We start from the raw sequence: 13,200 nt of genomic DNA on the forward strand, positions 1-13,200 counted from the left end.
GTTCTAGTTCACCTCAGCGATCCACTCGGCGATGTGCTTGCCCACGATCCCCACCGCGGGCTCGTCCACAACCGCCAGGTGATCGCCCGGCAGCTGCACAATAGTCAGGTCCTCAACGATAGCGCCCCAGCCACCGTCCGGGTCGATCTCGGCGTAGGCGGGCTCGAGCATGATCGCCCCGTCGTGCATGCGCTCAGCGCGGAAGAGCAGGACCGGTTGGTCCACTTCAGCCCAGCGTTGCATGTCCACCTTGGCCAGGATCTGGTTGTCCACGAACGATGCGCGCTGGTGCTCCAGCACGCCCGCAGCCAAACCGTGCTCGGAAGCATCGGTGGTGGCGAGGAAATCGGCGAGCATCTGCAGCATCGCGTCCTCGCCCGCGGTCTCGAGCAGCTCGTACGGCACCTCGAAGTCGAGGCCGTAGGTGTCTTTCGCGAATGCGGCGTAGCGCTCCCAGCGCTTCTTCGTCTCCTCCGGGGTGTCCGGCGTCGGGTTCGACGGCTGGGTGGTGTCCAGCAGGGCGATGAATTTCACCGGGATTTCAGCGTCGGTTCCCTTCCGGCTCTGCAGCTGGTGCGCGACCTCGTAGGCCAGCGCGCCGCCGAAGGACCACCCGGCGAGCACGATCGGTTGGCCGTTGGCAAGGCGCTCGATATCCGCGATATAAGCCGCGGCGCGGTCTTCCAAGGTGCCCTCAAGACGCTCGATGCCATAGACCGGCACGTTGTCGGGCAAGCGGCGGGTCAGTGGCTGGTAAACCACGCTGGATCCGCCGGCCGGGTGGAAGACGAACACGGACGGTGTGGTCTCGTCAGTGCGCTCGCGCAGAACGCGGATATTGCCCTCGACCGGGCTTTCCAGACCTTCGCGCACGGTGTTGGCCAGTGGCTCGAGGGTCTCGGCGGCCAGCACGTCGTCGGCGCTGACCTCGATGCCGGAGCGCTCTGTCAGGTGCACGGCGATCTTCTCGGCCTGCTCGCGGTCAATCTCCGGCAGTTGCGAGGTCACGCCAGCGGCTGCTTTGCCTGCGTGCTTGGCCCAGGCGCCGAAGACCATGCGCTCGGATGCGTCGCGCGGTGCGACGCCGACACCGGTGCCCGCGGGCGCGCCTGCTTCCTTCGCCTGCTCCACTGCCTGGGCGGGATCGCGGTTCGGATCGTTCTCCGCCATCGGCTGCGGCGCATCGGACTGCCCGGCGACGGCTTCTTCGACCATCGCGATCACATCGGCCACGGAGGCATCGCGCAGCGCTTGGACCTGCAGCGGTGGGATCTGGAAGTCATTTTCCACCCGGTTTTTGATGCGCATGCCCATCAGGGAGTCAAGGCCCAGGTCGATCAGGGGCAGCTCATCGGGAAGATCGTCGACGTCGTAGCCCATGGACTCAGAGACGATGGAGCGCAGACGCTCCTCGACGGTCTCGGTCGCCGGGTCCCAGCGCACGACCTCCACGTCGTCGGTGGCACCGCGGATCAGCTGCTCGCGCGCGGCTTTCACCTCCGGCGTGGGCTGCGGAGCATCGGTCACGCCGGGAAGCGTCGTCTGGCCCAGGTCCAGCGTGGACGCGAAGCCCTCGGCGACGAGGATCGCACCGTTGTAGACGCTGATGGTCAGCCCACCGAGGCCGCGGCGGACCATGGTGGTCAGCTCACCGGCAGCAGGCAGCGGCGCACGCTCCTCAGCGGCAATGACGCGGGCACCAGCATCCACCTCAGCGGCAGCGAGCTCGACGACCTGCATCGCGGAGAAGATCTGATCGGCGGGCGCCGCGTAGACGATCGTGCCGTCCGGCAGCGTGACCTTCGGGCCGAGCGGGCCGGAGCCAGACGAGCTCGGGCGCGCCGAGGTCCACAGGTCGTTGCGGTGCAGCGGCGTGTGCGGGACATCTGCGCGCGCACCATCGCCAGCCAGCGCCGCGAAATCGACGGGCATGCCGGCAACGTACAGCTTCGCAGCGAGGTCCAGCAGCGTAGCCACCTCGTTCTCCTTGCGCTTCAAGGCGAACAGCAGCTGCGCATCGGGCTTGCCCACGGTGAATGCGGTATTCATCATGCCCATGATCGCCACCGGGTTCGGAGAGATCTCTACCAGCGTGGTGTGGCCAGCGGCGAGCGCAGCCTCCGTCGCGTCCTGGAAGAGCACCGGCTGGCGGGTCATGCGGATCCAGTAGTCGACGTCGTGAATCGTCTCGCCCGCACGGTGCGTGCCGTCAACGGAACCGAAGTGCGGAATGCGCAGCGGTTTCGCCTCAATGCCAGCAATGTCGCCAGCGAGCTCACCCAAAATCGGGTCGAGCATGCTCGTGTGGCCCGCGCCACGCACATTCAGCTTGCGCGCGAATTTGCTCTCTTCCTCGAGCGCCGCGACCAGGTAGTCCACGGCCTTTCCGGGGCCGCCCACCGTGGTCATGCCCGGGCCCGCGTACACAGCAGGTTCGACGCCAGCAGCCTCAGGATGCTTATCGACGAAGGCCTCCAGCTCCTCCCGCGACAGCTCCACCACGGCCATCGCGCCTTCTTGGTCGGTGCCTTGGACGGTCTTCTCGCCCTCACCCATCAGTCGTGCGCGGGTGCAGGCGATGAGCATCGCATCCTCGGCGCTGATGCCGCCGGCGGCGTACGCGGCGGCGATCTCGCCCATGGACATGCCCATCGTGGCGGCCGGGGTGATGCCGTAGCTGGCCAGCAGATCAGTCAGCGCGATCTGGATCGCGGTGACGGTGACCTGGCCAGTCTCGGTGTCGTAGGTCTTATCGTCGTCGAGAATGATGTCCAGCATGGACCAGCCGGATTCGAAGTCGACGACCTTGTCCAGCTCCTGCATCCGCGCACGGAATGCCGGGGAGAGCTCCACCAGCGGCTTGACCATCTTGCGGTGTTGGGAGCCGAAACCGGAATAGACGAACACAGGACCAGACGTCGACGGCGAATCCGCCGACGCGACTCCCTGCGTCACCTTTCCTTCAGCGACATAGCCCAGACGCTTGCGCGCCTCGTCAACGGAGGACGCAGCGACGACCGCGCGGGAACGGCCGTGATTGCGCGCGGCGAGCGTGCGCGCGACAGCCCGCAGGTCCGACTTGTCGGTCAGCGACTCGGCAATGGTGCTGGCCAGTTCCCGGCGGCGCGAGGGCAGCAGACCGGAGACCGGCAGCAAGACCAAATCCGGGTCAGCCGGGTCGATGAGTCCGGCGGCCGGTTCACGCTCGGGTACCTCGTAGTCGGAGGCCTTGAAATCGCTGACCACGACGTGCGCGTTGGTACCACCGAAGCCGAAACCGGAGACACCGGCGACGCGTCGACCGGAGTATTCAGGCCACTCGCGCGGGTCTTCCACGACCTCGATCTTCGTCGCGTCGAAATCGATGAACTTATTGCCTTCGGTGAAATTCGCCGTCGGCGGGACGGTGCCGCGGCTGAAAGCTTCGAGCACCTTGATCATGGCCACGACACCGGCGGCGGATTCGGAGTGGCCGATATTGGACTTTGCCGAGCCGAGCAGCAGCGGGTCCGCATCCGCACGATTCACGCCGAGCACCTGACCCAGGGCGGTCGCCTCGATCGGGTCGCCGAGCGCAGTGCCCGTGCCGTGGGCTTCGACCAGGTCCACCGTGGCGGGGTCGATGCCGGCGTCGGCGTACGCGCGGCGCAGCACGTCCACCTGCGCCTCCGGGTTCGGGGCAGTCAGGCCGTTGGAGTGGCCGTCGGAATTGGTGGCCGAGCCCTTGATCACTGCGAGGACCTCGTCACCGTCGGCAATGGCGTCCTCGACGCGCTTGAGCACGATGAAGCCGGCTGCCTCCGCGCGGACGAAGCCGTCAGCGTCGTCGGAGAACGCGCTGATCTTGCCGGTCGGGCTGATCACGCCGAGCTCGGCGAATGCCGTGGAGATGAACGGGGAGGCGAGGATATTCACGCCGCCTGCCAGCGCCAGATCAGCTTCGCCGCCACGCAGCGCGCGCACCGCGTGGTGCACAGACACCAGCGAAGACGAGCACGCCGTATCCACATTCATCGACGGGCCGCGGAAATCGAAGGCGTACGAGATCCGGTTCGGAATCACCGCGCTCGACGTTCCGGTCAGCGCGTACGGGTGCGCAGATGCCGGGTCGGAAGTGATGAGCATGCCGTAGTCATTCGAGGACGAGCCGACGAAGACGCCGACGGACTCGCCGCGCAGCTCATTCGCGGGAATGTGCGCATCTTCGAGCGCCTCCCATGCCAGCTCCAGCATGATGCGCTGCTGCGGGTCCATATTCTCCGCCTCGAGCGGAGACAGACCGAAGAATTCATTGTCGAAGCTGCGGATATCGTCCAGGTAGCCGCCCTGGACATTCTGCTCGCGCATCTTCGCCGACATCACCGGGTCCTGCGAGTACTCGCTCCAGCGGCCCTCCGGCAGCGGGCCGGTGACGGACTGGCCAGCAACGAGCATGTCCCAGAATTCATCGACATTCGCCGCCCCCGGGAAACGCCCGGCGCGGCCGACAATGGCGATATCGCCAGAGCCCATACCTGCGCTGCGTCGGGCGGGGGAGGCAGAACCAAACGTCGATAAGCTCGGCGCGGAGCCTGCCGTCGGCGAAAGCAGACCGTGCGCGAGCGCTTCCACCGTCGGGTACTGGTACGCGACCGTCGGATCGAGCTTGATATCCAGCAGGCGCTCGAGCTCGCCGGAGAGCACGACAACATCGCGCGAAGAAAGCCCGAGGTTATCGAGCGGGACGGACGGATCGACCGTGTCAGCCCCCGTCGCATCCGCGATCCACGACTGCAACCAGGTGGTGAGCTCACTTTCGGTCATGCTTTAGCCCTACGTCCTTTTCTCGATCGATTGATTCCTACTGCCTATCTATCGGGCACCGCGGCCAACGCGTTAACGCGTTAGTTTTCTTGCAGGAACTTCCCGCGATTGACCACGCGAGCAATCTTGCCAGAGCTGGAACGCGCGATCTCGTTCGGCGCGTAGAAACGGACCACGTCGGGGCTGATGCCGTGCTTATTCGTCACCGCGCCGCGAATCGCGTCCTCGGCGAGCGCGTCGGCGCCCTCGTCAGCACCCTCGACGCGCTCAACGAGCAGAACAAGCTTTTCGACGTCCTCTCCCGGCACCGCGAACGCCGCCACCGAATCGGGGCGCACGTGGTCGGATGCCTCCATGACAGTGGCCTCGATGTCCTGCGGGTAGTGGTTGCGGCCCGCAATGACGACCAGATCCTTGATACGGCCGGTGATATAAAGATGGCCCTGGTAGAAGGCAACGAGGTCGCCCGTGGCCAACCATCCGTCCTCGCCGCGCAAGGTGTTGCCGAAGGTCTGCTTGGTGTCGTCTTCGCGCCCCTCGTAGCCAGCCGCGACGTTGTCGCCGTGCAGCCAGAGCTCGCCGATCGCTCCCTCCTCGACCTCCTCGTGGGTCTCAGGGTCGACAATGGCATAACGCATGTCCGGCACCGGCTGGCCGTTGGAGGCGAACGGGATGCCGTCTTCTGTTTCGACGATGCGGCCTGCGCCGATCTCCTCGCGGTCGAAGCTCTTGAACAACGGGCGCTCCTCGGTCTGCGGCGTGGAGACGATCAGCGTCGCCTCCGCCAAGCCGTAGGACGGGCGGATGACCTGCGGGTCCAGCTTGGAATCGCGGAACGCATCCACGAAGCTCTCCACCGCTGCCTTCGTCACCGGCTCGGAACCGACGAGCAGGCCGTCGAGCGCGGAGAGGTCGTAATCGCCCGGGTTTTCCGGCGCCGCGTAGCGTGCGGCGAGGTCGAGCGCGAAGTTGGGCACGACGGTGTAGATGAAGGTCTCGTCCTCTTCGTCTTGCTCGCGTTTGGTGATCTGGTCGACCCAGCGCTTCGGCTGCTGAATGAAATCGCGCGGACCCATGAGCTCGAATTCAATCCCCATGATCGTGACAAAGACAGTGAGGATAATGCCCATGTCGTGGTGCAGCGGCAGCCACGTGGACAGGCGCAGCGGCATCTTCAGCTCCACCGCGTCGTAAATCTGCAGGACATTGGTCAAAATCGCGCGGTGGGTGAGCACCACGCCCGCCGGCAGACGCGTCGAACCGGAGGTGTACTGCAGGAACGCGACCTCGTCGAGCGGGTCGGAATCGACCGGCTCCTCGGGGGCAGTCCAAGACTCAGCCAGCGAATCCGGCAGCGCATCGACGACGAGGATGCGCGGGCGCTCCGAGCACGGGACCTCTGCGAAGAATGTGCGAGTCGCCTTGGCACCGGCATTATTGGTCAGCACCGCCGCTGCCTTCGAATCCGCGAGCACCGCGGTGAGCTGCTCGCCGTGGCCCGGCTCATTCGGGTCGTACAGCGGCACCGGCACCTGGCCCGCGTAGATCGCGCCCATGAAAGCGAAAATGTACTCCGGCGAATTCGCCGCCATGATGGCCACGCGGTCGCCCGGCTGCCCGGTCTGCTGCAGGCGCGCCGCCACCGCCTTGATACGGGTGATCACCTCGTCGCGCGTGTAGTCCACGGCCACGCCGTCGCGGTCTGAAGAGAAGTCCCAGTAGCGCAGCTGGTGCACCTCGCCGGTGCCCATCTCGGCGCTGCCCTGGTAGAGCATCTCGCACAGCTGGAACAGGGACAGTTCCGGCGGCAGATCGATCTTGTCGTCGTCGTAGAACTGATAGAGCAGCTGCTCGAGATCCATGGTGTGTGCGCTCCTTGGCTTCTAGTTAGTTTTTGCTGTCAATACTTTCGCGAATCCACTCTACGGCCCATTGGCTCGCGGTGGAGCCAGGAATCACGTCTGGATTCGATGCGTACATGGCATGCACGCCCGTGGCTTCCACGAGCTCGCGCGCGCGGCCCAGCGCATTGCCCACGTCTTTCGGCGCGTCGCACACGGTGTCCGCGGGCGAACAGATCTCGATCGCCCGGTCGTTGAGTGCCCCAAAGCCACCGTCGCGCGGGCCTCGCATCGTCGCTCCTGGCACGACCGCCTGAACGACGCGGTTGAGCGGCTGCAGCGCGATCTCCGCACCGATGCCGCCGACCGGGTTGCCCGGGTTGATGCCCACACCGTTTTCGCGGCGTCCATCGGCAATCATGATCGCACCACGAACCTTCTCCGGGGCGACCACGCCACGATGGTTGCCGATGTCGCTGGCGATATCGCCCACGATCACCGCACCCTGGGAGAATCCGGCGAGAATGAACTCGGTGGAGGGGCACGTCTCGTCGATAAAGCGCAGCTCCGCATTCATCCGGTCCGTGCCCTCGTTGCGCGAGTCGTCGTAGCTCATCTCTTTACGGCCGTGGGAGGTCTGGATGTTCTTGAACTGCGCGGTGTACGGCAACGTCCACACACGGACATGGTTGATGTCGTACTGCTCCTGCAGCGGCTTCGTGATGGACAGCATGAAGCTCTTCGGGTTCGCCTGCGGCGCGAACGGGTCATCATCCTTCGACGACTCCCACGTGCCCGGCGCGGAGATGACCTCCACCGCCGGGCACCAGTCCGGCTCCTTGGCCTTCGTCTTCTGCGGGCGGGGAGGAAAAGGCGCTTGCGGGCTATCGCCCGTGCCGAGCCATTGGGCCGCGCCGAATGCAATGACGCCGAGGACGGCGAGCGCGGCAATGATTGTGAGAACTCTACGGGTACGCACGAGCGTGCGGCCCTCCTTCTAGCTGCTTAGCAGAGGTTATCGCGTGCCGCGGTCTCGATGAGCTCGGACAGCTCTTCGACGTCGAGTTCCGTAGCCTGCTGCTCGACGAGCTGCCCGGCCACGGCGTCACGCGTGACGGTACTTCCGTCGCAAATGGTACGAGCCGTACCTACCAGTTGCTCCTCATTTCCCTCGACGTTGACTCCGCCTTCGCGTAGAGCTTCCAGGAATGCTTCGTCCTTCTCCGGGCGCATCGGTGCGGCGTCGGGGGTGTTCTCCACCTCGCTCGCCGCACCCTCGCCCGCTGCCGGGTCGTCGGCCGGCGCGGCAGGTGCTGAGGAGCTGGACTCAGTCGATGCTTCCGTGCTCGTCGCAGTGGTCGTCTCTTCCGCGGAGCTCGGCGCCGCCGGAGACTGAGTCTCCGTCACGTCGTCGCTGTCCACAGTCGCGCCCCCGCATGCGGCGAGGGTGAGCCCCGCCGCCGAAAGGAGCGCTGCGATCGCTGTTTTGCGCATACCGTTTAGTTCTTCCGCTCGCGGACCTGGCCGAAGATCTGGTCCAGGGTGCCGTTCTCGAAGGAGATGGTCAGGCCACCGGTCGGGATCTCCTTCATATCGGAGGTCGGCCAACCGAACTTGCCCTGCTCCCAGCCGTTCTTGCCCCAGTAATCGAAGATCTCACCGTGGTAGATCACGTGGGCACCGGTCTTCGGCGACCAGTAGATATTGCCCTTCTCGAATTCCTGGAAGAAGCCGCCCTTGATCTTCTTCTCGTTGCCCTTCGGGAAGCCCAAGTCGGAGCGGGCGCCGCCCATCTCGCCGTACTTGGCGCCGATGGCACCGAAAACGAAGAAGTGGTCGGTCTTGCCGTCCTTCTCCGGGTTGCGGGTCAGGTAGCCCTTCTCGAATTTCTGGACGTAGCCGCCGTCCGCCGGCTTGGCCTCCTCGACCGGGTAGCCCAGGGAGCCCTTCTCGTAACCGGACTTGCCCCATGCGGCGAACATATCGCCCGGGATCGCCTGCGCGCCCGTATCCGGGGTCCAGTAGACGGAACCGTGCTCGAAGTGGACGAAGCGTCCCTTGCCGTCCGGGGTTTTAAGCTCGCCGGTCTTCGGGAAGCCGAGCCAGCCAGCCGGACCGCCGAGTGCGTTGTACTTGGCCAGGATGGCACCGAACAGGACCTGCGCCCCGGTCTCCGGGGACCAGAATGCGGTTCCGCCACGGAATTCCTCGGCCTTGCCCTTGCCGCCGGCAACGTCGTACTCGTTGGTGACGCAGCTGCCGATCACGCCGCTCTTGGTGGCCTCGGCGATGGCGCCGACCGGCGCACAGTCCGCGCCACGATCGATCTCGGAGACCTCGAGGGCATCGGCGATGTGCGGCCATGCCTGGGTCATCTCGAACTGCCAGTAGTCCCAGGCGTGAACACCGGACGGGCGGTACTGCGTGATGATCGGCACGCCCGCCTTCTTCGCGTAGCGCTCGAAGGTCTGGGTGGACATGCGGGAGATGACCTCCAGGCCCACACCGGCGGGCACGGCCGGGCCGGTGGCAACGGAACCCGGCTGGCCATAGTCGTCCTGGCCGGAGCCGGCGGAGACGTAGACGGTCTTGCCCTTGAGGTTCTCGATGCCCAGCTTCGGGTCGTGGTCGACCCAGTCCTGGGACCCCAGCGGGCCCCACATCGCCTCGGAGTCGTAGCCGCCAGCATCCTTCTGCGCCGCCTTGATAGCCAGCGGCATGCCGGTGGTGGTGGTGTCCAGGTAGCCGGAGAAGGAACCGACGAAGTTGAACAGGTGCGGGTTGCGCTCCGCCAGGTTGACTGCGGCGGTGCCGCCCATGGACAGACCGACGACGCCGCGCTTGCCGTTGGAGCGGTACTGGTTGTTCAGCAGCGGGACGAGCTCCTTGGTCAGGAAGGTCTCCCACTTGTAGTTCTTGCCGTTATTGGGCTTCTGCCAGTCGGAGTAGAAGGAGGACTCGCCACCGACCGGAAGAATGACGTTGACGTTCTTGTCAGCGTAGAATTGCTCGATATTGGTCTCGATGGTCCAGCCGGAATCGTCCTCACGTGCGCGCAGGCCGTCGAGCGCCCACACCTCAGGGAACTTCGCCTGCGGATTGGAGTGCCAGTCGCGGGCCAGCAGGATCTGCACCTGGATCGGCTTGTCCGGCATCGACGGAGAATTGATGAACACGGCGACGCGGCGCTGCGTCAGCCACTCAATACGGTCGACGGACACGCCCTCGGGCAGACCTTCGATCTGCGGGTGCTCGTCAACCTCGATCGGCGTGCGCGGCGGCGGATCGGACGGGCGCAGGCCATCGGAGATGCCTCGGCCAGAGGACAGGGAGCTGGACAGGTCGGAGGAGCCGTTCTGCGCGACAGCCGGCACGACTGCTACCCCGACAGCGAGAGCTGTGGGAACTGCGGCGACTGCGAGCAACTGGCCTTTGGTGACCTTGCGGGGAGAACGTCGGGGTGTAAAGCGCATGTTAGAGAGCCCTTTTATTGCTTGACGGTATGGCGGACTAACGGGCGCTCCGCCCTGGGGGTTCCCCTCCCCCAGGCCGGGCCCGGTCTTCGTGATGAAGTTTAAGTTTCACTTGAGACTTTACCGCAGGGACACGCCGTAAACACAGAAAAACCCTGGGAAACAATGACCACAGCTGTATCTGTAGTCACCGTCACCCAGGGTAAATCTAGCGGCGATTTACCACGCGTTCATGTGCGTGAGCACGCGGCCCTTCGTCTTGTGCAGCTGGCTGCCGAACTGGTCCCAATTGTGCAGACCCTGCGCCGGGTAGTCGGAGGTGACGCGCAGACCCTGCGCACGCGCCTTCGCCTCCCAGACGCGGGTGGACACCATCGAACCGAACTCGAGCGCCATGCCCGCAGCGCGGTGCTGCGGCAGGTACTTCGCATCGACCGCACCCGGGGTGCCGGAGCCGGCGGAGACGTACACGTCGCTGTTGCGCAGGCCGCCCATGTTCAGGAACGGGTCATTGGCGAAACGGTTCGGGTTGAGCAGGGAACCGTACATCGCGTTCAGGTTGTAGCCGCCCGCGTCGAGCAGCGACAGACGCAGCAACGTCTGCATGCCCGGCAACGTGGTGGTCAGGTAACCGGAGAAGGACAGGACCTGACGGAACTGGTTCGGGTGCTTGGCCGCCAAATTCATCGCCGCCGTGCCGCCCATGGACAGACCGATGATGGAGTTATTGGACGGCGAAACACCGAACTGACGCTGCAAGTAGCCCGGCAGCTCACGGGTCAGGAAGGTCTCCCACAGGTACGACTTGCCTTCGCCGTACTTCGGGTCGTACGCCCAGTCGGCGTAGAAGGAGCCCTCACCGCCGACCGGCATGACCAGCGTGATGTTGGAGTTCGCGTACACCGCAGCAGCGTTGACGTCCTTGACCCATGCGTTGGTCTTTTCTGTCGCGCGGAGACCGTCGAGCAGGTACAGGCCCGCATTACCGCCACGTGCGGCCGGCACGATCTGCACCGGGATGGTGCGCTTCATCGCCGGCGAGTACACATCGCAGCGCTGGACCCAGTACTTGACCGGATCCCAGGTGCAGTGTCCGGTGGCATCGCGGCGCAGCCAGCCGCGGTTATCGGCAGCCTTGGCCCCTTCCGGAGTCGCCACCATCAACGTCATTGCTGCGGCGAGCGCCATGAGCAGGGCCAGCAGCGAACGACGGAGAGACTTAGTCGCGTTCATGTGTCCACCAATCAGATAAGTCAAAAAGTTTTAGGATTACACACAGGTGTATCGCAAAGCGTTACCGTGATGTTATCAATCTCTGAGTTTTAACTCTACTAGTCCGCTGGCCAGGCAACTCGCTGTCCAGATAGACCGACGTCTTCGCCGCGCTCAATGCGAGCTTTAGTTTCCTCATCGAGGTACACAGCCGGGTCCGAGGCGATTTCCAGGGTGCGCCCCTTCGTCAGCGCGAATTTCATGTTCGCCATGAATCGTTCGGCGCTCATCGGCTCGCGCGAGGTGGCCAGCAGTTCAGCGATGTCAGGCGTGCGCAACGCCGCGCGCGCTTCACGCACTTTCTGCTTATCGTCGTCGTTCCCCAGCAGCCCTTCCACGTCCACCGCCGTGTCCGCGAATTTCCAGTGCCCCGGCAACTGTTTGTCGTGGCCGATGCGGCCGTCCTCGATGCGCGGTTGGCGTGCCGCAAGCGGGGTGGCCAGCCCGACATCGTCAAGCACGCGCATCTCCAAGTCGGCATTCGCGCTGATCATTCCCAGGTTGATCAGGTAAGCCGTGGGCGCGATATTCTGCAGGTCCGAATCCTTCCCCACGCGATCCAGCGCCACCCAGTCGTAGACGAACGGGTCCTTCTGCTTCAGAATGATCGCGAGCGCACCCGCATTCTTGGCTTCGGCTTCTTCGACGCCTTCCGTCCACCCGTTCATCAGGTCGCTGGCTAGGAAGTCCTCTTTATACCGTGGCGGATCGCCCGACTCGCGCAGCAGCACCGCCGTCCAGAACTCCCGCTCGTCGACGATGGTCAGATTCTCCGGGCCCGCCTCGAACGGTTCGAAACCCAACTCGTGACCACGCGCGACCACGATGCCCGCCCACAGCGCCAGAGCCGCAGTACAGATGCCGCCCACCAGAGTTAGCGGCACCACCGCGACCGGCAGCAGCATCGCGAACAGTGGCAGAAGCACCATGCGGCCGTGCATGAAATCGCCGCCGACCCGCACGACATAGAGCAGGTGCAGCAGACCGCAGCCGACCGCGACCGCCGCCACGAGCTTCTCCCGGGAGGACAAACGCAGCGCCCAGTAGATGCCGAGCCCGACAGCGACGATCACCGGTGCCCACAGCGCATACGGGCTGACCGTGTCCCACACGTAGCCTGCACCAGTACCCCAATGAGCACCAGATGCCGACTTTGCCACGGCAGTGTGCGGGGTGAGAAGGCCGTAATAGCCCATGCGGAAGATCTGGTAGGCAGCCGGCACCGGCAATGCCGCCGCCAGAATCAGGCCGATCCGCTTCCAGTCTGTTCGCGCCGTCGCGAGCAGCACGATCCCGGTGATGCCGCCGTACAGCGCCAGTTCGGGCCTGACCAGCCATGACAGCCCGGACCAGAATGCAAGCCACAGTTCGGCCCGCCCGCCGGCCGACCACTTGACCAGCAGCGCCCACCACACACCGATCCAGGCCAGGGACAGTCCCCATTCCAAACCGGAGGTGGCGAAGTCCCGTGCCGGCGGCAGCGCCAAGTAGATGAGCACGCCGAACGGCGCGACCAGCCCTGGGTGCACGCGCTGCCACAGTGTGCCCGACGCCACCGTCGCCGAAACCACGCCGATCACGGTCAAGATGAGCGCCAGCCACATGGCCACGTCCTCGAGGCGCAGGCCAGGTACCCAACTGAACGCCACGATCAGGTACTGCCACAGCGTCGACGTGTTCGTTTCCACGCGCTCGCCGATATTGAATACCGGGCCGTTGCCCGCCAGGATATTGCGCACCGTGCGCAGCACGATCAGGCCGTCATCGCTGATCCAGCGGCGGGCCCACCCGCCCACAAATGCAAAAACGCC

At 65.0% G+C, this 13,200-nt stretch carries 7 protein-coding genes; all 7 read right to left on the reverse strand.

Annotated elements, in window-relative coordinates; translation table 11 throughout:
- Positions 1–3 precede the first annotated feature (3 nt).
- Positions 4–4,803: a polyketide synthase Pks13 gene (gene pks13, locus M3G19_RS07385; protein ID WP_259901968.1), complete on the reverse strand. Its 4,800-nt coding sequence runs from the start codon at positions 4,801–4,803 to the stop codon at positions 4–6.
- Between the two features lie 80 nt (positions 4,804–4,883).
- The gene (locus M3G19_RS07390) at positions 4,884–6,665 is read right to left on the reverse strand and encodes a FadD32-like long-chain-fatty-acid--AMP ligase (RefSeq protein WP_259901969.1); all 1,782 of its coding nucleotides are present in this window, start codon (positions 6,663–6,665) and stop codon (positions 4,884–4,886) included.
- Positions 6,666–6,690: 25 nt separating this feature from the next.
- Positions 6,691–7,623: a cutinase family protein gene (locus M3G19_RS07395; protein ID WP_259901970.1), complete on the reverse strand. Its 933-nt coding sequence runs from the start codon at positions 7,621–7,623 to the stop codon at positions 6,691–6,693.
- Between the two features lie 26 nt (positions 7,624–7,649).
- Positions 7,650–8,138, reverse strand: coding sequence for a DUF732 domain-containing protein (locus M3G19_RS07400; RefSeq protein ID WP_259901971.1), 489 nt, complete (start codon positions 8,136–8,138; stop codon positions 7,650–7,652).
- 5 nt (positions 8,139–8,143) lie between these two features.
- Positions 8,144–10,117, reverse strand: coding sequence for an alpha/beta hydrolase-fold protein (locus tag M3G19_RS07405; protein WP_259901972.1), 1,974 nt, complete (start codon positions 10,115–10,117; stop codon positions 8,144–8,146).
- A 219-nt stretch (positions 10,118–10,336) separates the two neighbouring features.
- Positions 10,337–11,350: an alpha/beta hydrolase family protein gene (locus M3G19_RS07410; protein WP_259901973.1), complete on the reverse strand. Its 1,014-nt coding sequence runs from the start codon at positions 11,348–11,350 to the stop codon at positions 10,337–10,339.
- Positions 11,351–11,448: 98 nt separating this feature from the next.
- Complete coding sequence (locus M3G19_RS07415; protein ID WP_311198341.1) at positions 11,449–13,185, reverse strand: hypothetical protein; 1,737 nt, start codon at positions 13,183–13,185, stop codon at positions 11,449–11,451.
- Positions 13,186–13,200: the final 15 nt, after the last annotated feature.

This window comes from Corynebacterium sp. p3-SID1194, assembly GCF_025144155.1.
Lineage (GTDB): Bacteria > Actinomycetota > Actinomycetes > Mycobacteriales > Mycobacteriaceae > Corynebacterium.